Raw genomic sequence first — 22,047 nt, forward strand, 5'->3', positions numbered from 1 at the left:
TACGAGGTACGTAACTTTGGTGATCTTCACAAAAAATAAGTACTGGATTTAGGTAAGAAGTAGTGGTGATAAATACAGCGATTATTTGTTTGAAATAGACGGATTAATATTCCACAAAAATACCTAGTTACTAGGTTTTGATACACGCTTTTTGCGCTGGTGAAAATTATGCGGAATTTTATTCAAAGCCGGGAATTTAAATGCATAAAAATCTTTTGGCCACTTTATTGATTAAAGTCAAAAATAGACTGTGAGCTGGGTTTTATTTAATTTGGTAAAATAAAAAGGGAGCCGAAGCTCCCTAGGTTTTATTTGTGTTACTACTCTTTATGACTAGATTAAAAGGCCGCCAAAAGCAAAGCCTAGCGCGACTGCTGAAGCGATGGTGACCACGCCAGGAACAAAAAATGGGTGGTTAAATACGTATTTGCCAATACGAGTTGATCCCGTGTCGTCCATTTCTACTGCGGCGAGCAGAGTCGGATAAGTTGGTAATACAAATAGCGCACTGACCGCGGCAAACGAGGCGACGGCAGTGAGGGGAGCCACTCCAATCGCCAGTGCTGCTGGCATTAAAGCAACGGTGGTTGCGCCTTGCGAGTACAGCAACATTGACGCAAAGAATAGCACCATGGCGAGCATCCACGGGTAGTCAGACAGTAGTTCACCTGCAACCTCTTTGATGCTATCAACGTGTGCATTGACAAACGTTGAGCCTAACCAAGCCACACCAAGTACGCAGACACAAGCGGTCATGCCTGAACGGAACGTCGCCGCTGATGGTATTTTGGCGGCATCAATTTTGGTAAATAGCACAATCGCGGCGGCAGCGGCGAGCATTACCGTCATGATGGCTTCGTTACGACCGAGTGCGGGATCTTTAATTAGACCGACTGAACCTGAAATCGCTGCCGCGTAGCAGACAACAAAACCGATTGCGGCTAAGAAGATGTAAGTCGCTGTTTTTGCGCTTGGTAAGATTTCACGCTGAGTTTGAGTGCTTAACTTGATTAAGCCTTGTTCCAGACGTTCTTGGTAGATAGGGTCATCTTTAAGCTCACCGCCCATGAAGTTGGCAACAAAGGCCCCGATCATACAAGCGATAAAAGTGGTAGGGATGCACACGGCAAGTAGGGTTAAGTAATCGACACCCATTGGTGCCAGCATCGCAGCAAAAGCAACCACAGCAGCAGAAATCGGCGAAGCGGTGATCGCGATTTGTGAAGCGACAACCGCTATCGACAATGGGCGAGAAGGACGCACGCCTTGGCCTTTTGCTACTTCGGCTATGACAGGTAGGGTTGAAAACGCAGTGTGGCCTGTGCCCGCCATTAACGTCATTAGGAAAGTCACAATCGGCGCATAAAAGGTGATGCGCTCGGGGTGCTTACGCAAGAAGTTTTCTGCCAGTTGAACTAACCAGTCCATACCACCGGCCACTTGCATTGCGGCAATCGCGGTAATTACAGACATGATGATAAGAATAACGTCTACCGGAATAAACGCTTGGCTAGTCGGTACGCCTAAAACCAAAGATAGGGCGATAACCCCAGCGCCACCTGCTAAGCCAATGCCAATGCCGCCAATTCTTGCTCCTAAATAGATAAAGAGCAGAACGACGATGAGTTCGATTGCAACCATATTGATACCTCTCGATGTGAATTGTGATTCTGATTATCTAACCATTCAGGAGCTAAATAGTTAGATAATAGGAATGGCAAAGTTAAAGCCATGTTATGAGCGTGGTTAATCGCCTTGGCGCTTAAAAAAGGGTCGCAAGGACCCTTTAAACCAAGCCGTACAATTACTCGTAGCGTTTCGCTTTGTAGGTTGGGTGCATAAAGTTCTCAACGGAAAGGATCTCATCGAGTTCTTCTTCCGTCAGTAAGCCGCGTTCTAAAACCACTTCACGCACACTCTTACCCGTTTCAGCACAGATCTTGCCGACAATGTCACCTTCGTGGTGGCCAATGTACGGGTTAAGGTAAGTGACGATACCGATAGAGTTGTAAACGTAGTTTTCGCACACTTCTTTGTTAACGGTAATGCCGTCGATACACTTGTCACGTAAGTTGACACAAGCGTTCGATAGGATTGAGATCGACTCAAACATGCTTTGCGCAATGACAGGTTCCATCACGTTAAGCTGGAGCTGACCGCCTTCAGCTGCAAATGAAATTGTGTTGTCGTTCCCCAAAACCTTAAAGCACACTTGGTTCACCACTTCAGGAACCACAGGGTTGACTTTGGCAGGCATGATAGAAGAACCGGCTTGCAGTTCTGGCAAGTTGAGTTCGTTGAGACCCGCGCGAGGACCTGAAGAGAGTAGGCGCAAGTCGTTACAGATTTTAGACAGTTTTACCGCGAGACGTTTTAGTGCGCCGTGGGTCATTACGTAAGCGCCACAATCTGATGTCGCTTCAATCAAATCTTCTGCAGGGACCACATCTAAGCCAGTGACTTGTGCAAGATGTTTGACGGCCGCGGCTTGGTAACCTTGCGCCGCATTCAAGCCAGTACCAATTGCTGTTGCACCTAGATTGATTTCAAGCAGTAGTTTTGACGTGTATTCAAGGGCACGAATCTCTTCGTTTAAAGTCACCGCCCAAGCGTGGAACTCTTGGCCAACGGTCATAGGCACAGCATCTTGTAGCTGAGTACGACCCATCTTCAAGATGCCTTTAAATTCTTGGCTTTTCAGTTCGAAAGCACCTTTAAGGTATTCAATCGCTTCAATCAGTGTGGCGACACTGTTGTATACCGCAATACGGAAACCAGTTGGGTAAGCACAGTTGGTTGATTGACTTTTGTTGACGTGATCATTGGGGTTGATGAACTGGTATTGGCCTTTTTCTTTGCCCATCAGCTCAAGTGCTAGGTTCGCAATGACTTCGTTGGTGTTCATGTTGACCGAAGTACCAGCGCCGCCTTGGAAAACGTCTGAAGGGAACTGATCCATGCACTTACCTGTTTCAAGCATCAGGTCACACGCTTCAAGAATATAATGAGCGACATCTTTTGGGATCACGCCGAGTTCGTTATTGGCCAGCGTAGCCGCTTTTTTAGTCATGACCATGCCGCGGACAAACTCCGGTACATCGGAAATGGTCATGTTGGAGATATTGAAGTTTTCCATCGCGCGGAGCGTATGAATGCCGTAATAAGCGTCAGCAGGGACATGACGTTGGCCGAGTAAGTCTTCTTCAATACGAGTCGCTTGATTCGCCGTTTTAGGGGCATCAGTTAGGGTAGCCATACAGGATCCTTAGAGATTTATTCTGATATTAAGGTTTGCTTCTAGCCATTCTGTAGTTTAAGAATCCATTCGGCAGAATTTTTGGCTGTATAATCCGTCCTGACTTATGTGGCACATAATACTGTACCTAGCGCATAAAAATAGTAACTTGATCACCTTTTTTGCTTTTATTTAGTGAAAGATTTGCAAACTATGAACAGGGTACGAATAACCCTTTAGTGGTATTCATGTCGAACGTTATGATTGCGTTGTCGACACGAATTTTTACCGCTTTAATTTGAGCTCATTACCCAGAGCACGTACACTGAGTTCAACAAAGGAGGGCGTGTGTTTCCTATCTTACTTTTGCTATTTATTTTCGTTCCTATCATTGAAATAGGTCTATTTATTCAAGTCGGTGGTTATTTGGGGCTGTGGCCTACCATCGCTTTAGTTTTGCTCACGGCGTTTGCCGGTGCGTCGTTGGTCCGCAGCCAAGGCTTGCAAACCTTAATGTCGGTACAAACTCGGATGCAGCAAGGGGAGTTGCCCGCGCAGCAGATCTTTGAAGGCGTGATGTTAGCGGTGGCTGGTGTGTTACTGCTTACGCCAGGTTTTATGACTGATGCATTGGGTATGTTAGTGCTACTGCCAGCACCTCGCGCCGCGATCGCCAAATACTTGATGAGTAAAATGGTGGTGAAATCGGTCGGTGGTGGTTTTCACGGCAGCTTTCATGGTGAGCAATTTGGTCAACGTCCGTTTGAACAAAACCCATTTGATCGTGATAACTCCAATCAAGGGTCGACCTTTGAAGGGGAGTATGAGCATAAAGATAAAGACGACGATGAGCGTAACCGCTTAAACTAGTCGATAATTTCTGCTAGTCATTTAAGGCGCATAGTATGCGCCTTTTTTGATCGCGAGAATAAAACCACAGACTGAGTAAAGACTCTATTTATTAGTTAAAGCTTAATTAATTCAAGGTGATAGTCTTAAATTTAATACTTCTGTTATCATCAAATGTTGAAAATTTGACCACGCTTCAATTATTCACCATATCTATGAGATCGAAATCTCACTGTCACTGAATGTAATTTTTAGTTTCATAAAAAACATCAACACTGTGCATGGTTTTTTAATAAGTAATCACACGAAAAGTGATTTGGAACACGCTTTCTGGTTGTTGTTCAACATTGGAAGCGATGCAGGGTGGATAACATGAAACAAAAATTAACTCCAACGCTACTCGCGGCAGTGATCGCCGGTGCGCTTTCGTCTCCAGCAATGGCGGACATCATCATCTCTCAATATGTAGAAGGTGGCAGCAACAACAAAGCGGTTGAGATTGCCAATACGGGTGATAGCTCGGTCTCTCTTGATGGCTATGAGCTGGCTAAATCGACCAATGGTAACGGTGAGTGGGGCAGTAAGTTGTCGCTCAATGGTCAAGTTTTGGCAGCGCAAAGTGTGCTGGTTGTTGCGCACACCAGCGCCAATGATGACATCAAAGCGGTGGCCGATATTCTGAATGGTGCAGTGGCTGGTTTTAACGGCAATGATCCGGTGGCATTGCTCAAAGATGGCGCAGTGCATGACCTGTTAGGTGATATGGGCGGGGCGGATTTCGCTAAAGACACCACGCTCGTGCGTAATTCAGATGCGATGAGCCCTTCTTCTTCTCACAATCTAGCGCAATGGTCATCATTGGCTAAAGACAGCATTGAAGGTTTAGGCACACTCGATGGCGGCACAGCGCCCGAGCCGTTTGCTTGTACCCAAGATGGCCAAACGCCAACCTTTACTTCAATTCAAGATATTCAAGGTGCAGGGGATAGCTCGCCCTTCATCAGTGGTTACCCATACATTACCGATCAAGAGTTCTTTGTTAAAGGCGTCGTAAGTGCCGTAACAACAGGCTTAACCAAAGGTTTCTACCTGCAAGCACTGACCGATGATTACAACCCAGAGACCTCTGAAGGTTTGTTCGTCCACACTAATCAATCGAGCTCTGAGCTACAAGCGGGTGATGTGGTGTGTGTGAAAGGTAAAGTGCAGGAATACTACAATCATACACAGCTAAAAGCTGAAAATAACCAATGGCTTAAGCAAGGCGAGCAAGCAGCGCCAAGCGCAACCGATATTGAACTGCTCGCGACCGATAGCAACTTTGATCGCACATTAGAGCGCTACGAAGGGATGTTAGTCCGTACGACAGAGGCGCTTGATATGCGCGTCACTCGCACTTTCGGCTACGATTACGCGTCGCGTCGCAACAACATGGTATTGGCACAAGGTCGTATCAGCATGCAGCCAAACCAGAACTTTGCCGCAGGCTCTGAACTGGCAAAACTGCAAAGTATCGAGAACGCACAGCGCCGCCTATACGTTGAGTCAGATGCGAAAGCGGCCAATGGTCAAATTCCTTACTACCCACAATTTGGCCGCAGCGACATTGATCAAGACGGCTCAACCGAAGACTACATCCGTGTCGACGACACCATTGTTGGCCTCGAAGGGGTGATCACCTACAGTTACGGTGATTATCGTCTTATCCCAACCAATACGTTGACCAGTGAAAGTTTTGTTCGCAACGATCCTCGTACGGATGAGATCGAGATGAAAGAGGGCGATTTACGTATCGCAACCTTCAACGTATTAAACTACTTCAACTCGCCGTTTGGTGGTGATGCTAACCAACATGGTAATAACCGTGGTGCCAATAGCTTTGAAGAATTTGAAGTACAGCAGGCTAAGATTGTTAACGCCATCTTACGTCTTGATGCGGATATCATTGGCTTGATGGAAATCGAGAACAACGGTTTTGGTGACAGCGGCGCTATTCGCCAACTGGTTGAACAGCTTAACCAACAGATTGATGCTAAGAAAGATCGCTACGCGTTTGTCAGCGTCGACAGTAATGGCGATAAAGTGGCGGATGAAAATGACTCTATCGGTACTGACGTGATCACCACTGGCGTGATCTACCGTCCTAAAGTGGTCAAGCTTAAAGAGTCACGTGTGATCGCGATGCCAAGCCAACAAGCCCCAGAGGTGCTAGACGACAAAGGTAAAGTGATCGAAGACGGTAAGAACTACCAACGTGATTCACTGGCACCAACGTTTAAAGTCAAAGGCAGCAAAGAGACCATAACGGTTGCGATTAATCACTTTAAATCGAAAGGTTCGAAGTGTTGGGAAGACGCCGCACCGATTGATCAAGGCGGTCAAGGGGGCAAAGATCTCGATAAGCAAGGCTCGTGTGAGAACTTCCGCGTTGCCGCGGCAGTCGCTCTGGGGGATGCATTAAAAGAGATCGACGGTCATAAAGTGATCTTGGGTGATATGAACTCATACGGCATGGAAGACCCAATGCTGGTGCTAACGGATTACAGCCAAGAGAAATACGGCAAAACCATCAAAGCAGCACGTAACACTTATATTAGTGGCGAGGCTCAGTACGGTGATGAAGGAGCGGTGATTAATCACAACTACGGCTACATCAACGCGGTGGCGAAAGCGCATCCAAACAGTTGGAGTTACTCATTCAACGATGAGGTTGGCGCACTGGATCATCTGTTGATCAGTCCAAGTCTTGAGAAGCACTTTGTTGATGCCACCGACTGGCACATCAATGGCGGTGAATCGACGCTGTTTGATTACAACGATGAGTACAAAGGTGACCTGCCTAAGTACAACGACCACTTCCGTTCATCAGACCACGATCCGGCGGTTCTTGAACTGAACATGGCTGGCTCATTTAGCTTTGGCGCCATGATGTCACTGTTCGGCCTCGCGCTGTGGCGCCGTCGTAAGTAGTGACCGAATTTAATTAAGAGTAAAAGGGTAGGTGAATATACACCTACCCTTTTACATTGACTTTTTCTTTAGTGATTCAAAGCCAGTACAGCAGCCATTCATTATCGCTGATAAGAGAACTCATTTTTTCACCAAAACTTCCGAGGCGAATGGAGTGATATTAAGTCGTGATGCGAACTTTCCTAGGCCAGTAATTCAGCTCCAATAAGCGTGGAAAACGGAATGCCTGAAACTAAGCATCTTATTTAAGAGTCATTTTTAAGAGTTATTCAATTTTAGGAAGTTTGTTTTTCTGTCTGAATTACGCAACAAAGTCTATCAAGGAAGTTATTGTCAGAATGCTGCGTTTATACGTTTAAAAATAGCCGTGTGTAACAACAAACCGCCACATCAAGTGGCGGTTTTAGTATTATAGGTACTGATCTTCTTCTAGACAGCGATTCTCATCAAATTGATCAAAGCGACCACGGCGACCTTTAAAGTGTATGCTGACAATCATGCCTTTTTCTACAAAGTAGCGCAGATTATCACATGAGAGCTCACGACCTACTTTCTTAGTGACTGTTCTATCCCACATCATACCATTTGGTAGCTCTTGAACGAGCGAGATTACACCAGTTTCGTCAACTTTGATTTCTTCGTTAGAAGATAGGACCTTGCGAGCTTCTTCGATCGTTTCTTGATTTGCAGTCGGAATAAGACCTTTATCTGATGTGCTTTGGCATGCAGTTAGTAGCAGTGCAGAAACTACGCTAGCAAGTAATGCTTTTAGCTTCATTTGTACCTCTTAATTGTATTTTAATAGACCTAGCCCATATCGAGCAGGTGCATGATAGTATAAATGTGTTTTATGTATATAAAATCATTAAACATTTGTGTGTTTTATCGATTGCGATTTGACAGTTGAAGGTGAAATTATCTGTTTGATAATGCTTGCCTTTCTTGTCCTGTATTGCACAATACCGTCCCTATATGGAAATTTATCAACACCTGTTGTGATGTCATGCTGTTAATCATCGATAACTACGATTCGTTTACTTACAACCTTTATCAATACTTCTGTGAGTTAGGTGCAGAGGTCAAAGTGGTGCGCAACGATGAGATCGATATTGCCGGCATCAGCCAACTTAACCCCAGTCACTTAGTGATCTCTCCTGGGCCGTGTACGCCTAACGAAGCTGGTATTTCACTCTCCGCGATTGAACATTTTGCCGGTAAATTGCCGATTCTTGGCGTCTGTTTGGGCCATCAGGCGATTGCACAGGTGTTTGGTGGTCAAGTGGTGCGAGCGCGCCAAGTGATGCATGGTAAAACCTCACCGATTCGCCATAACAATCGCAGTGTCTTTGCTGGTCTGAATAATCCGCTGACGGTCACCCGTTACCACTCACTGGTGGTAAAAAATGGCACGTTACCCGATTGCTTCGAACTGACGGCTTGGACGGAACTGGCTGATGGCTCGATGGATGAAATTATGGGTTACCAACATAAAACCTTACCCATTGATGCGGTTCAGTTTCATCCAGAGTCGATTAAAACAGAGCAGGGCCACCAAATCCTTGCCAACTTTATCGCTCGAAGCGCGCTTTAAAACAGCATTTGTAAGTTTTCGGTGGGCGACAAAGCCTGAGCAAGATCACCTTTCTTAACATTTCTTTCATAATTCAGCTGGCGGATATTTTGTGAAAAAGTATGCGCAGAGTTTGTGACGCCTACGCTCAAGCCCTTATTGAGACTATGATTAACCTAAGCTTATCTTTGTTATAAGAATATATTGCTTCATAAAAGCGATGGCATGATGCATAAATACTCAACGGTGGTGGTTATTCGGCTTCATAGCGGTTGCCAAAAAGAACAAATCACTATTGAAATGGTTAATTAAATGTAAATACAATGCCGTAATTGCTAACAAGCAAAACAATATCTTATTTCATTGAATCGAAGTAAGGACACCATATTCGCTATGCATGCGGTATCGAGAGGGAATGTGCAATGACTGTAGAAATGAATGTAGAACGCGGTTTGTTTGATGAGGTAATGGTACCTTGTTATAACCCAATGGAAATGATCCCAGTAAAAGGCGAGGGTGCTCGCGTTTGGGACCAGCAAGGTAACGAATACATCGATTTTGCTGGTGGTATTGCCGTGAGCTGCTTGGGTCATTGTCACCCTGCGATGGTTAACGCTTTAACTGAGCAAGGCAACAAACTTTGGCACCTTAGTAACGTCATGACTAACGAGCCTGCGCTGCGTCTTGCGAAAAAACTTACTGAAATCAGCTTTGCCGAGAAAGTGTTCTTTGCGAACTCTGGCGCTGAAGCGAACGAAGCCGCTTTGAAACTGGCTCGCCGTTATGCGGTTGACAAATTTGGCCCTGAAAAATCAGAAATTATCGCCTTTCAACAAGGTTTCCATGGCCGCACATTCTTTACTGTAACGGTTGGTGGTCAGTCGACTTACTCTGATGGTTTTGGTCCGAAACCGGGTGACGTGACTCACTTGCCTTACAACGATGTTGACGCGCTGCGTGAGCACATCTCGGATCGCACTTGTGCCATTATGATGGAACCGCTGCAAGGCGAAGGTGGCATCATTGCCCCGACGGATGAATTCGTGCAAACCGTGCGTGAGTTATGTGACAAACACAATGCACTGCTTATTTTTGATGAAGTGCAAACCGGTAACGGCCGTACGGGGCATTTCTATGCCTATCAAGGTCTTGGCATCACGCCAGATATCCTAAGCACAGCAAAATCGCTTGGCGGCGGTTTCCCGATTGGCGCTATGCTAACGACAGAGAAACTGGCTGAGCACCTAAAAGTAGGCACGCATGGCTCGACTTATGGCGGGAACCCACTGGCTTGTGCTGTGGCTGAAGCTGTCGTCGATATCGTTAGCGCCCCAGAGACGCTGGCGGGCGTTGCTGAGCGTGAAGCTCTGTTCCGCGAAGGTCTGGCTAAGCTTAATGATAAATACAGCATGTTTGCTGAAATCCGTGGTAAAGGCCTGCTATTAGGTGCCGCGCTCAACGAACAATGGCAAGGCCGCGCCCGTGATGTATTAGTCGCGGCGGGCAAAGAAGGTTTGATGGTACTGGTTGCCGGTGCAAACGTGGTTCGTTTCACACCATCACTGGTGATCACCAAAGAAGAAATCCAACAAGGATTAGCTCGTCTAGATAAAGCTCTAGCAACGCTAGTTGAATAATTAATAACAATATCGGAGGCTTATAATTTAATAAGCCTCCCTATACCAGTGCTACCGTTCATGTGTTCAGCAAGGACGAGCAGATGAACGGTCGCATTGGTATCCTGCATCAGGAGGGAAGTATCGATGCTGGTTGTTCGCCCTATCGCACTGTCGGATTACGACGCGCTGCACACATGTGCCGTTGAATCTGGTCACGGATTCACATCTCTACCGGTTAACGAAGAACTGTTAACCAATCGTATTACTCATTCAGAATACAGTTTCGCCAAGCCGAACGTGAGTCAACCAGGGGACGAAGGTTACCTTATGGTCGGTTATGACAGCGAAACCGATGAGGTGGCTGGCTGTACTGGCATTGAAGCGTCAATAGGCTGGGACGTCCCTTTCTATTCGTACCACATTAGCACCATCGTGCACTCGTCAGCCAAATTGGGTGTTAATAACACGGTCAAGCTACTGACTTTTGGTAACAACTACACAGGTTGCAGTGAAATCTGCACCCTGTTTTTACGCCCTTCATTTCGTCAGGGGTTAAATGGCCGTTTGATGTCGAAATGTCGCTTCCTGATGATGGCAGAGCACCCGCATCGCTTCTCGAAAACGGTGTTTGCGGAGATGCGTGGTGTCTCTGATGAAGACGGAAACTCGCCATTTTGGCAGTGGCTGCAAGAGCACTTCTTCTCGATTGATTTCACCATGGCCGACTATTTGACCGGAATTGGTAAGAAAGGCTTTATTGCTGATTTGATGCCAAAACTACCGATTTACATCAACTTGCTGAGCAAAGAGGCGCAGGCGGTGATTGGTCAAGTACATGACAACACCAAACCGGCACTGAGACTGTTAGAAAAAGAAGGCTTCACCTGTCGTAACTACGTCGACATCTTCGATGGCGGCCCAACGGTTGAGTGTGATGTGCGTCATATCGAGTCGGTGCGTCACTCGATCCGCGCTAAAGTCACCGTGGCTGAGCACAGTAGCTCGCAAGACTGCCTGATCTCAAACACTTCATTTGAAAACTTCCGCGCCACCGCAGCCAAAGCCGCGTATGACAAAGAGTCTGGCTCTGTGATTATCTCACCAGCGGTAGCTCAAGCGCTGCACGTCAGTGATGGTGATTTCGTGCGTATGTTGCCTCAGTAAACAAAGGATAGAGTAATGACACATTGGATTGCAGGAGAATGGGTCGCAGGACAAGGCGAGCCAATCGATTCACTAAGCCCATACAACAATGAGGTGGTTTGGCAAGGCGACAGCGCCACTCCGGCTCAAGTTGATGCCGCAGTCAGTGCTGCGCGTACAGCGTTTTTGAGTTGGAAAAAACTCAGCTTCGCAGAACGTGAAGCCGTGGTACTGGCCTTTGCACAACAAGTAAAAAACAACAGCGAACATATCGCTGAAATCATTGCCAAAGAAACGGGTAAACCGATTTGGGAAACGCGCACTGAAGCGGCAGCAATGGCCGGAAAAATTGCGATTTCGATCCGTGCTTACCACGAGCGTACTGGTGAGTCACAGCGTGAAGCGGCGGGCAATCAAATTGTACTGCGCCACCGTCCGCTGGGGGTGATGGCGGTATTTGGTCCGTATAACTTTCCAGGCCACTTACCTAATGGTCACATTGTCCCAGCGCTGCTTGCGGGTAATACCGTGGTATTTAAACCTTCTGAGCAAACGCCGTTAACCGGTGAGTTTGCCATGAAGCTTTGGGAGCAAGCCGGCCTGCCTAAAGGGGTTATCAACCTAGTTCAAGGCGCCAAAGAGACCGGTATTGCGCTTGCTGACGCCAAAGGTATCGATGGCGTGCTGTTTACCGGCAGTGCTAATACGGGGCATATCTTGCATCGCCAATTTGCTGGTCAACCGGATAAGATGTTGGCACTAGAGATGGGCGGCAATAACCCGATGGTAATCTCTGAACATTATGGTGAGGTTGATGCGACGGTTTACACCATTATCCAGTCAGCTTTCATCAGTGCTGGTCAACGCTGTACCTGTGCTCGTCGACTGTATGTTCCGGTTGGTGAAAAAGGCGATATCCTAGTTAGCAAGTTGGTCGAAGCTACGCAGAAAATTCGTGTTGATCAGCCATTCGCTGAACCTGCCCCTTTTATGGGTCCACAAATTTCTAAAGCGGCCGCAGACTTTATTCTCAATGCCCAAGCGAATTTACAACAGCTTGGTGGCGTAAGCTTAGTGGAAGCGAAAGCGGGCGAAGCGGCGTTTGTTTCTCCTGGCATCATTGACGCGACGGCGATTGAGCAACTGCCAGATGAAGAGTACTTTGGTCCACTTCTGCAACTGGTTCGTTATCAGACGCTTGAACAAGCGGTCGAGCTTGCCAACGATACCCGTTTTGGTCTGTCTGCAGGCTTAGTCTCAACCCAAGATAGCGAGTGGGATTATTTTGTCGATCATATTCGTGCTGGGATTGTTAACCGTAATCGTCAACTTACGGGAGCAAGCGGTGACGCGCCATTTGGCGGTCCGGGTGCGTCAGGTAATTTGCGCCCTAGTGCTTTTTACGCCGCGGATTACTGCGCTTACCCTATGGCTTCAATGGAAGGGGAGGCGACCGTGCTTCCCGCGACGTTGAGCCCAGGTGTTGAACTGTAACTCCATAATAATATTAATAATAAGGGATTCCCTTGTTGCCCCGATATCGGGGCCTACAACGTCACAGGCTCAAGGCTATCGGATTGACTCGCTGGACATGTCGGTCCGATAGCCTTTTTTTATTGATACTCACAACGTAAACAACCCCAACAAGGAGGCGTTATGACGCCAGATGTTTTATTCCAATCGTTATGGAATGACTATATTCAACGCTTGTGTCCATCTGCTGAAAAAGTGCATCAATTGCTGCAAGAAGACGAAGCATTGATCAACGATCATATTGCGCTGCGAACGTTTAATGTTGCGCCTTTGGGCATTGCAACGCTAGCGCAGCCATTTTTGGATATCGGTTATACGCCGTGTGGTGACTACCTGTTTGAAAGTAAAAAGCTGGTGGCTAAACACTTTGAACATCCTGACCCAAAACAGCCTAAGGTCTTTATCAGTGAGTTGAAAGTAGAAGAGTGTTCTGAGTCGCTGCAAACGATCGTGGCTAAGCTGGTTGAGCAATTGGATCACAGTAAGCTAAAAGGTCATGAGTTCTTGTATGGTGGGCGTTTATGGGATTTAAGTTTTGCCGATTATCAAACGCTTGCGACTGAGAGTGAGTATGCCTCATGGCTGGCCGCGCATGGATATGGTGCCAATCATTTTACTGTCAGCGTTAATCAGTTGAAGGCATTTGATGAAGTGACGGCGGTCAATGACCATTTGCGTCAATCGGGCTTCACTATTAATGAATTTGGCGGTGAAGTGAAAGGCTCTCCAGAAGTACTTCTTGAGCAATCGTCGACCATGGCTGACAAAGTGTCGGTCGACTTTGCCGATGGCGCTCAAGTGATACCGGGCGGTTTCTATGAGTTTGCTAAGCGCTATCCGATGAGCAATGGTGAACTTTACCCGGGGTTTGTTGCGGCATCAGCTGATAAGATTTTCGAGAGTACGAATGGCTAGTCATTCTGCTATCAATAAGTCGTGATAGCCAGTGTCATTCTAAACAGCGAGGCACGAGCGTGATTCAGAATCTAATCACCACACACTCAAAGCCCAGATTCCGTAGAGCTTGTCCGTTACTTCTGGAATGACATGAGTCCAAAAAAATAAAAAGCCATCAATGGAAACATTGATGGCTTTTAACATTTCTAAACGTTAATTGAGATTAACGTGTGCCGTACACAACAATAGTTTTGCCGTGGGCAGAAATTAAGTTTTGCTCTTCAAGCATCTTCAAGATACGACCTACAGTCTCACGAGAACAGCCAACAATTTGGCCGATTTCCTGACGAGTGATCTTGATTTGCATACCGTCTGGGTGAGTCATCGCATCAGGTTGTTTTGCAAGGTTAAGTAGCGTTTGCGCGATACGGCCAGTAACGTCTAGGAACGCAAGGTCACCGACTTTTTGGCTTGTCACTTGTAGACGACTTGCCATTTGCGCTGACAGACGCATTAAGATGTCTGGGTTAACTTGAATTAGCTGACGGAATTTCTTGAATGAAATCTCCGCGACTTCACAAGGAGATTTTGCTCGAACCCATGCGGTACGTTCTTGATCTTCTTCGAACAAGCCAAGTTCGCCAATAAAGTCGCCTTGGTTGAGGTAAGAAAGAATCATTTCTTTACCTTCTTCATCCTTGATAAGTACCGCCACAGAACCTTTTACGATGTAGTACAAAGTTTCTGCTTTTTCGCCCGCATGGATCAGCGTGCTTTTTGATGGGTACTTATGAATATGACAATGTGAAAGAAACCATTCTAATGTTGGATCGGTTTGAGGTTTACCTAGAACCATAATATCTCACTTCCTCTGCAGGGTATGCTTGCTGCTTTCCATGTTGTAGCTAAGCCTTAGATTAAGACTTGCTAGGATAAGAGCACTTTATAAATGCTGCAAGCCAACTTGTGTTTCGGTAACAAATAGTATCCTTTTTCGAAAACGATTTCTTGATTTTAATCGGGTCCGGATAAGGTTTTACTATACAAAAATGTGCACATGATCACGGTATGAAAAGTAATCGTGTTTTAGCTGTGAGCTCTAGCCAATTTTTCCAGTTTCAATTAATTGTTGCAGGATCGGCCTGACAATTAGCTCCATGGCGAAACTCATTTTACCGCCTGGCACAACCAGTGTGTTATGGCGTGACATAAATGAGCCATCAATCATGGCGAGTAAATAAGGGAAGTCGACATTCTTGATACCACGTAATCGAATGACGACAAAACTCTCATCTAAACTTGGAATGCCTTTAGCGTTGAGCGGGTTGGAGGTGTCGACCGTAGGGACACGTTGAAAGTTAATGTGGGTGCGCGAAAACTGCGGAGTAATGTAGTTCAGATAGTCGTCCATTGAACGAACAATCGAATCCATCACCGCTTCTCGTGAGTGGCCGCGATCGCGAGTATCACGAACAAACTTTTGAATCCACTCTAAGTTGACGATCGGCACCATTCCAATTAGGAAATCGACATGTTGCGCGACGTTGACTTCACCATCGACCACGCCACCGTGCAAACCTTCATAAAAGAGAACGTCTGAATTTTCCGGAAGATCTTGCCAAGGGGTGAAGGTGCCGGGCATTTGATTATAAGGCACTGCTTCATCGAAGGTATGCAGGTAACGACGCATCTGGCCTATCCCTTCTTGGCCATACTTACGAAAGAACTCGGCGATGGCACCAAAATCATTCGCTTGTGGGCCAAAGTAGCTGATGTGGCGACCTTGTTCACGTGCTTTGCGTATTTCGACGTCCATCTCTGGACGGGTAAAACGGTGGAAGCTATCCCCTTCAATCCAAGCGGGTTTAATGCTCATCATGTTGAACATTTTACGGAACGCTTCTGATGTTGTTGTCGTTCCAGCTCCGGAGGAACCAGTTACGGCAATAATTGGGTGTTTTGCTGACATGACAAACCTTGTCTGTAAATAACCATCCTGTATACGCTTACCACTATACCATGCTTTAACTTAGCGTCACGGTATGATGTGCTTTAAAAGCTAAAGTTGGCGTCTGAGTTGAATATCAACCGTTTCATGCAGCTCTGAAAAAACCACAACGGCCTCGCCGGATTCAAGCTGGGTTTTGATTTGGTCGATTTTGTCTTGCAGAGAAATTTCCACATCGCCGTAATCTGTGCCTTCACGCAAGATGAACTCACGGATAAGATTGTCTAGCGTTTGTGGATCGATTTGTTGCCATGGAACGATCATAAATACCTCGTTACTTTATGCTCGGAAATGGAATAAGGCGCGATTATGCTGAAACTGCCAAACTTTGATAGTAGGCGGGCAGAGCCTCTTCAAGCCAAAAGCGCGGTTTGAGTGCGCTGCCGCTGACAAATCCGACATGTCCGCCTTGGTCAAAAAGCCGATAGTCGATGTTTTCTGGCAGCACGTATTTAGGAATGACCGCCTCGGTCATAAACGGATCGTCTTTGGCATGAATAATCTGGGTTGGCAGCTGAATCTGTTTGAGGCGATGAATACCTGAACACTGCTGGTAGTAGTCTTGGGCATCTTTAAACCCGTGCAGTGGTGCGGTGATCAGATCATCAAACTCATACAGTTTAGTGACTCGCTTGATATGTTGGTAACTAAGGCCAAGCTCGCCTTTTAACAGATGATGTTTTTGTAGCGCGCTCTTTTTCAGCGAAGCGAGTAAGTAGTTTTTGTACAGCTTAGAAAAGCCTTGCTCGATGCGCTTTGAACAAGAGGATAAATCTAATGGCGCTGAGACGATGGTTGCCGCATCAAGCAGTGGTTCATCTCGATATTGAGCCAGATAGTTGGCCAACATATTGCCGCCTAAAGAGATGCCCACGGCTATTTTAGTCTGGTGCGGGAAAAGCTCATCAAGGTATTCGAGGAAGAAACGCGCGTCTTCTATCTCGCCCGAGTGGTAGGCGCGTGCAAGCTTATTGGGTTTACCACCGCAGCCGCGAAAGTGCATCATGACCGCACGCCAACCCTGCTGGGCAAAGGCGTTCATTAAGCCGTTAGCGTACGGACTGTAGAAACATCCTTCCAAACCGTGAAACAACACAAACAGAGGTTTGTGTTGGGACGCTTGTGAGGCCATCGGTTCGCTCCAAGCGATATCAAGAAAGTCCCCATCTGGAGTATCTAAGGTTTGCCACACGGGCTCAAACAACGCCTTTTTACGAATAAAGCGCGGGGCGAGTGTTTGCAGGTGCGGGTTGGCTAATCCTTTAGCCGCAACAAATTGAGTCATGTGGTTTCTCTAGGGGTTAGCTCGTTTATCGACAGGTTGAGCGAACACTGAATAGAGCGGTTCTCCGCCAAGTTGACGACAGTAGCGCAGGGCTAACGGTTCACTGTGATTAACCTGCAGTGTGATACTGTTAACGCAATCGACCAGATCAGATTGCTGCTGCTTTTCGAGTTGCAACTCAAATTGAAGTGATTCGCGGTAGAGAGTATCAGGGAGGTGAAATTTAAGCTTTCGCCTCAGTTCACGATAGTTGAGCAATAACGCTTCACTGCGCCCAAGACACTCTTCAAGATGGTGCCAATCGTGCTCTGAAAAACTCACCTGCTGCTCATCAAGCCATTTTAGAAGGAGCAGCAGATTGACGTTACCTTTGTACTGATTTTGTAAAGTTAAGCACGCTGATTTTACTTCTCGCACACTGTAGTATTGCAAGCTGAATTGCCATAGCCTTTCTAGTGTTAGAGAAATTTTAACGTGCTCTGAACTCATTGATTATCGAACTCCAGTTCCATCTGTTCTAGTTGCTCTTGGATTGCCATCCATTCCATCTCGACTTCTTCAAGCGCGCTTTTACTGTTGGCTTGACTCGCGAGTACTTGATTAAGTTTAGCTTTATTTTCGGCTTGATAAAGTGAGTTGTCAGAGAGCTGAGTTTCAGCCTCGGCCAATGTTGCCCCTAACTTATCCATTTTCGCTTCCAGTTTTGTCAGGTTCTTGCGAATTGGTGCCGTTTGTTTACGAAACTCAGCTTCACGGCGTTTTTGCTCTTTTTTCGCCGCCGCGCTATTGGTTGAGTCTTTTTCAGGTAGATCGGCTTGGGCGTCGCGACGCTCTTGCTTTTGCTGCTCAGTTAGCCATTTATAGTAGTCGTTAAGGTCACCATCAAAGGGCGCGACTTGACGGTCATGGACTAGGTAGAGGTCGTCGGTAGTGGCTCGCAGTAAATAGCGATCGTGCGAGACGATAACCATTGCCCCTTCAAAGGTTTGCAGAGCGAAAGTCAGCGCTTGACGCATGTCGAGATCAAGGTGGTTGGTTGGCTCATCGAGCAGCAATAGATTCGGTTTTTGCCACACGATCAGTGCCAGAACCAAGCGCGCTTTTTCGCCGCCCGAGAATGGGGCGACTTTCTCAAGTGCTTTTTCACCTTGGAACCCAAAACTGCCTAGATAGTTGCGTAATTCCAGCTCATTCTTATCGGGGGCGATTTGCATCATATGTTGCAACGGCGTCTCTTCTGGATGCAGTGTCTCAAGTTGATGCTGAGCAAAGTAACCAATCTTAACCCCTTGCGAATAAGTGAGATCGCCACCTTGTGGTTTGAGATCGCGTGAGAGCATTTTGATTAAGGTTGATTTACCAGCGCCATTGCGACCAAGTAGACCAATGCGACTGCCGGGTACCAAATTAAGGCGGATCTTTTCTAAGATCAGGGTGTCATCGTAACCAGCGCTGACTTCATCCATCATAATGATCGGGTTTGGCAACGCATCGGGCTTGCGAAACTCAAAGCTAAACGGATTATCAAATTGTGCAGGTAGCACTTTTTCCATCCGTTCGAGCGCTTTAATGCGGCTTTGCGCCTGGCGTGCTTTGGATGCTTTGTAGCGAAAGCGGTCAATGTAGCTTTGCATGTGCGCCATTTGCTTTTGCTGCTTCTGAAACGTTGCTTGTTGTAGCATCAGTTTCTGGGCGCGTTGATCTTCAAAAGACGAGTAGTTGCCGGTGTACTCATTGAGGAGCTGGTTTTCAACATGGATGATACGGTTGACGACCGGGTCAAGGAAATCACGGTCATGCGAGATCAAGATAAGCGTGCCCGGGTAGTTCTGTAGCCAACGTTCAAGCCACATTACCGCGTCTAAATCCAAGTGGTTGGTAGGTTCGTCGAGCAGCAATAAGTCGGAGCGACACAGTAGAGCCTGAGCTAGGTTGAGACGCATACGCCACCCCCCAGAGAACTGAGTTAAGCTCCAGCTCATTTGCTGTTGACTGAAACCTAAACCATCAAGCAGTTCTGCTGCACGGGCACGAATGCTATAGCCGCCAATGGTTTCTATTTTGCCATGAATTTCTGCGACTAAAGTGCCGTTGTCTTGCTGTTCTGCCTTGGCAAGATCCGCTTCGAGGCCACGGTACTCACGATCACCATCTATGACGTATTCAATCGCGCTACGCTCTATTGCCGGGGTTTCTTGCGCGACCCAAGCCAGTTCCCAATGAGCGGGCTTAGAAAAATGGCCAGCATCAATGGAGAGTTGATCTTTAATTAGGGCGAATAAGGTCGACTTACCACAGCCGTTTTTCCCGACCAGGCCAACTTTATCGCCCGGTTGAATAGTTGCTGAGGCCTGTTCAAGCAGAGGTTTTCCGCCACGCAGCAGTTGGATGCCAGAGAAGGTTATCATAATGTTTGCTATATCTTTGCTCGTGATGGGTCGAATAGTAGGGCAGTTGGCTCACTATGTCGATTATTGCGTTATTCTGGTGAACCACGTATAACAATCTGATAACGATGAAAATCATCTTAGTCATATAAGTAAGATAAGGATTGCAGTCGAAGGAATGGAGACGACAGCCGCAAATAAACCGAAAGTGCTAGTGCTTTACGCTCACCCTGAGCCACAGGCGTCGGTTGCTAACCAGATGATGATCAAGAAAATAGAGTCTCTTGAGCATGTTACTGTGCATGACCTCTATGCGCATTACCCCGATTTTTTTATCGATGTTGTCGCTGAGCAAAAGTTGCTTGATGGCCATGACGTGATAGTTTTTCATCACCCTCTCTATATGTATTCCTGCCCCGCGCTGTTGAAAGAGTGGCTCGACAGAGTGCTTGGCAAAGGGTTCGCCTTTGGTAAAGGGGAAGCACTAAAAGGCAAATATTGGCGTAGTGTCATTACTACCGGTGGCAAACAAGAGGCGTTTGGCCGCAGTGGTTATAACCGCTATCCCTTGGCCGAAATTCTGCAACCTTTCGAATTGACTGCAGCGCTATGTCAGATGCATTGGATTGAACCTCTGGTGCTCTATTGGGCGCGCAATGTTGATGAAGTGGAACGTTATCAACACGCGGAGGCTTATCGGCACTGGTTGCTTGACCCATTGGCGGTATTTGAATCGGCACAAGGAGAAGCTCATGGTAGTGGAAAGTAATTTTCTCCAAAGTAGTGTTATTTTTCTTACTGCAGCAGTCGTTGCTGTACCGATAGCTCAGCGTCTCGGTTTGGGCTCGGTGCTCGGTTATTTATTAGCTGGCATCGCAATTGGCCCGTGGGGGCTGGGTTTAATTCGCGATGTGGAGGCGATTCTCCATTTTGCTGAGTTTGGCGTGGTGCTGCTGCTGTTCTTGATTGGTTTGGAGCTTAACCCGAAAAAACTGCTGCAAATGAAGGGGCCTATTTTAGGTTTAGGTGGCGCCCAAGTGGTGATCACCACGTTAGTCCTCGCGAGCATTGCTTATGCCGTCGGGACATCGTGGCAAACCAGCTTAGTGATTGGTATGGGGTTGGCGCTCTCGTCAACGGCGATTGCTTTACGTGTGATTGATGAACAAGGTTTGGCCGGCAGTGAAACGGGTCAGTCAGGCTTTGCGGTGTTGCTGTTCCAAGACATCGCGGTGATCCCAATGTTGGCGGTATTGCCCGTACTGGCGGGGAATACCGCGGGCGATTGGTTAGATGCATTGTGGATGCTAGCTGGGGTTGTCGGTTTACTGTTCGGTGGTCACTTTTTACTGCGCCCGCTGTTTCGCTATGTGGTGCTGAGCGGTGTACGTGAGTTGTTTACCGTGGCGGCGCTGTTATTGGTGATTGGTATTGCTCTGGTGATGGAGCGCATCGGTTTATCAATGGCTTTAGGGACCTTCCTAGCGGGTGTGCTGCTGGCGGAAAGTGAATATCGACACGAGCTTGAAATTGCGATTGAACCGTTCAAAGGGTTATTGCTTGGGCTGTTTTTTATTGCTGTTGGTATGGCGGTCAACTTAGGGTTGCTGGCGTTGCAGCCAGTCGCGGTACTGTCAGCGGTCTTTGCTTTGGTTGCAGTGAAAGGCTTTATTCTTTATGTGTTGGCAAGGCTCGCCGGTAGTCGAGACAAAGCTCGTAGCAAAATGGCGGCGATTTTGAGTCAAGGCGGGGAATTTGCCTTTGTGATCTTTACCGCCGCAAGCAGCGAAGGTCTGCTTGATGAGCAACAAACGGCATTTTTATTGGTTGTGGTCAGCTTGTCGATGGTGACGACGCCACTGCTGTTAATGGCGCAAAGTAAATGGTATGCAAGACGGCTGAACATTGAGACAGAAACACAACTGAAAAGTGATGTTATCAACAAGCAGCCACGCGTGATTATTGCCGGTTTCGGTCGCTTCGGTCAGATCATTGGCCGTTTAATGTACGCCAACAAAATCAAGGTCACAGTATTAGAGAGTGATGCCAGCCAGATTAAGCTGTTACGTAAATACGGCTACAAGGTTTTTTATGGTGATGCGACTCAATTAGACTTGCTGCGTGCGGCGGGTGCTGATAAAGCCGAAGCCATGGTGATTTGTACCGACTCACCAGATGAAATCATGAAAATCATCGAACTGTGTCAAACCCACTTTCCGCAACTTAAATTGCTCGCTCGTGCACGCAGTCGCGTAGAAGCGTATCAGCTGTTAAGTCATGGGGTAGATAATTACTCAAGAGAAACCTTCTTAGGCGCGCTCGACTTAGGTCGTCAGGCATTAGTCAGTATGGGCATGCACCCTTATCAAGCTAAGCGTGCAGAAGCGCACTTCAGAAAATTAGATAATGCGATGCTTAAAGAGTTACTTCCTCAGCATAATGATGATAAACAATTGGCCTCAAGAGCCAAAGAAGCCCGTAAAGAACTAGAAGAGATTTTCGGTCGTGAATTAGAAAGCGATCGACAAGCTAAAAACTTCTGGGATTAGTC

General features: G+C 46.9%; 18 protein-coding genes. 9 read left to right on the forward strand and 9 right to left on the reverse strand.

Annotation, left to right across the window (positions count from 1 at the left end):
• Window positions 1–333 precede the first annotated feature (333 nt).
• Both ViNHUV68_RS01045 and aspA read right to left on the reverse strand, forming a co-directional pair.
• Window positions 334–1,641 carry an anaerobic C4-dicarboxylate transporter family protein gene (locus ViNHUV68_RS01045; protein ID WP_391088945.1) on the reverse strand — a complete coding sequence of 436 codons (1,308 nt, stop codon included), beginning with the start codon at window positions 1,639–1,641 and terminating at the stop codon, window positions 334–336.
• 163 nt (window positions 1,642–1,804) lie between these two features.
• On the reverse strand, window positions 1,805–3,256 hold the full coding sequence (gene aspA, locus ViNHUV68_RS01050; RefSeq protein WP_038175118.1) for an aspartate ammonia-lyase: 1,452 nt from the start codon (window positions 3,254–3,256) through the stop codon (window positions 1,805–1,807).
• Window positions 3,257–3,583: 327 nt separating this feature from the next.
• On the opposite strand from aspA, the gene ViNHUV68_RS01055 reads away from it, so the two are divergent.
• Window positions 3,584–4,105 (forward strand): FxsA family protein, encoded by a 522-nt coding sequence (locus ViNHUV68_RS01055; protein WP_038175119.1) that lies wholly within the window; start codon window positions 3,584–3,586, stop codon window positions 4,103–4,105.
• A gap of 351 nt (window positions 4,106–4,456) precedes the next feature.
• Window positions 4,457–7,054 carry an ExeM/NucH family extracellular endonuclease gene (locus ViNHUV68_RS01060; RefSeq protein WP_391088948.1) on the forward strand — a complete coding sequence of 866 codons (2,598 nt, stop codon included), beginning with the start codon at window positions 4,457–4,459 and terminating at the stop codon, window positions 7,052–7,054.
• Window positions 7,055–7,463: 409 nt separating this feature from the next.
• On the opposite strand, the gene ViNHUV68_RS01065 is transcribed toward ViNHUV68_RS01060, so the two are convergent.
• Window positions 7,464–7,832, reverse strand: coding sequence for a hypothetical protein (locus ViNHUV68_RS01065; protein WP_391088950.1), 369 nt, complete (start codon window positions 7,830–7,832; stop codon window positions 7,464–7,466).
• Between the two features lie 225 nt (window positions 7,833–8,057).
• Between ViNHUV68_RS01065 and ViNHUV68_RS01070 the strand changes: the two genes are divergently transcribed.
• The 5 genes from ViNHUV68_RS01070 (at window position 8,058) to ViNHUV68_RS01090 (ending at window position 13,834) form a co-directional block, all read left to right on the forward strand.
• On the forward strand, window positions 8,058–8,645 hold the full coding sequence (locus ViNHUV68_RS01070) for an aminodeoxychorismate/anthranilate synthase component II (protein WP_391088952.1): 588 nt from the start codon (window positions 8,058–8,060) through the stop codon (window positions 8,643–8,645).
• A gap of 401 nt (window positions 8,646–9,046) precedes the next feature.
• A complete protein-coding gene (locus ViNHUV68_RS01075; protein ID WP_391088954.1) occupies window positions 9,047–10,261 on the forward strand; it encodes an acetylornithine/succinyldiaminopimelate transaminase in 1,215 nt (404 codons plus the stop codon).
• Window positions 10,262–10,387: 126 nt separating this feature from the next.
• Window positions 10,388–11,407, forward strand: coding sequence for an arginine N-succinyltransferase (astA, locus tag ViNHUV68_RS01080; protein ID WP_038175141.1), 1,020 nt, complete (start codon window positions 10,388–10,390; stop codon window positions 11,405–11,407).
• A gap of 15 nt (window positions 11,408–11,422) precedes the next feature.
• Window positions 11,423–12,880: a succinylglutamate-semialdehyde dehydrogenase gene (gene astD / locus ViNHUV68_RS01085; RefSeq protein ID WP_038175142.1), complete on the forward strand. Its 1,458-nt coding sequence runs from the start codon at window positions 11,423–11,425 to the stop codon at window positions 12,878–12,880.
• 162 nt (window positions 12,881–13,042) lie between these two features.
• A complete protein-coding gene (locus ViNHUV68_RS01090; protein WP_038175143.1) occupies window positions 13,043–13,834 on the forward strand; it encodes a DUF1338 domain-containing protein in 792 nt (263 codons plus the stop codon).
• A 205-nt stretch (window positions 13,835–14,039) separates the two neighbouring features.
• Here the strand turns inward: ViNHUV68_RS01090 and crp are convergent, their stop codons facing one another.
• The 6 genes from crp to ViNHUV68_RS01120 form a co-directional block, all read right to left on the reverse strand.
• The gene (gene crp / locus ViNHUV68_RS01095) at window positions 14,040–14,672 is read right to left on the reverse strand and encodes a cAMP-activated global transcriptional regulator CRP (protein WP_004410522.1); all 633 of its coding nucleotides are present in this window, start codon (window positions 14,670–14,672) and stop codon (window positions 14,040–14,042) included.
• Window positions 14,673–14,915: 243 nt separating this feature from the next.
• Window positions 14,916–15,785, reverse strand: coding sequence for a phosphoribulokinase (locus tag ViNHUV68_RS01100; RefSeq protein ID WP_038175145.1), 870 nt, complete (start codon window positions 15,783–15,785; stop codon window positions 14,916–14,918).
• A gap of 90 nt (window positions 15,786–15,875) precedes the next feature.
• Window positions 15,876–16,088, reverse strand: coding sequence for a YheU family protein (locus tag ViNHUV68_RS01105; protein ID WP_038175146.1), 213 nt, complete (start codon window positions 16,086–16,088; stop codon window positions 15,876–15,878).
• 43 nt (window positions 16,089–16,131) lie between these two features.
• Complete coding sequence (locus tag ViNHUV68_RS01110) at window positions 16,132–17,109, reverse strand: hydrolase (protein ID WP_391088957.1); 978 nt, start codon at window positions 17,107–17,109, stop codon at window positions 16,132–16,134.
• Between the two features lie 9 nt (window positions 17,110–17,118).
• Window positions 17,119–17,598, reverse strand: coding sequence for a TIGR02444 family protein (locus ViNHUV68_RS01115; protein ID WP_391088959.1), 480 nt, complete (start codon window positions 17,596–17,598; stop codon window positions 17,119–17,121).
• The gene (locus ViNHUV68_RS01120) at window positions 17,595–19,517 is read right to left on the reverse strand and encodes an ABC transporter ATP-binding protein (protein ID WP_038175151.1); all 1,923 of its coding nucleotides are present in this window, start codon (window positions 19,515–19,517) and stop codon (window positions 17,595–17,597) included. The genes ViNHUV68_RS01115 and ViNHUV68_RS01120 overlap by 4 nt, the downstream gene beginning before the upstream one ends.
• A gap of 157 nt (window positions 19,518–19,674) precedes the next feature.
• Between ViNHUV68_RS01120 and kefG the strand changes: the two genes are divergently transcribed.
• Both kefG and kefB read left to right on the forward strand, forming a co-directional pair.
• Window positions 19,675–20,265, forward strand: coding sequence for a glutathione-regulated potassium-efflux system ancillary protein KefG (gene kefG, locus ViNHUV68_RS01125; protein ID WP_038175153.1), 591 nt, complete (start codon window positions 19,675–19,677; stop codon window positions 20,263–20,265).
• Window positions 20,249–22,045 (forward strand): glutathione-regulated potassium-efflux system protein KefB, encoded by a 1,797-nt coding sequence (gene kefB / locus ViNHUV68_RS01130; RefSeq protein ID WP_038175154.1) that lies wholly within the window; start codon window positions 20,249–20,251, stop codon window positions 22,043–22,045. The genes kefG and kefB overlap by 17 nt, the downstream gene beginning before the upstream one ends.
• Window positions 22,046–22,047 lie beyond the last annotated feature (2 nt).

The organism is Vibrio sp. NH-UV-68 (assembly GCF_042940635.1).
In the GTDB taxonomy this organism is placed as follows: Bacteria; Pseudomonadota; Gammaproteobacteria; order Enterobacterales; family Vibrionaceae; genus Vibrio; species Vibrio pacinii.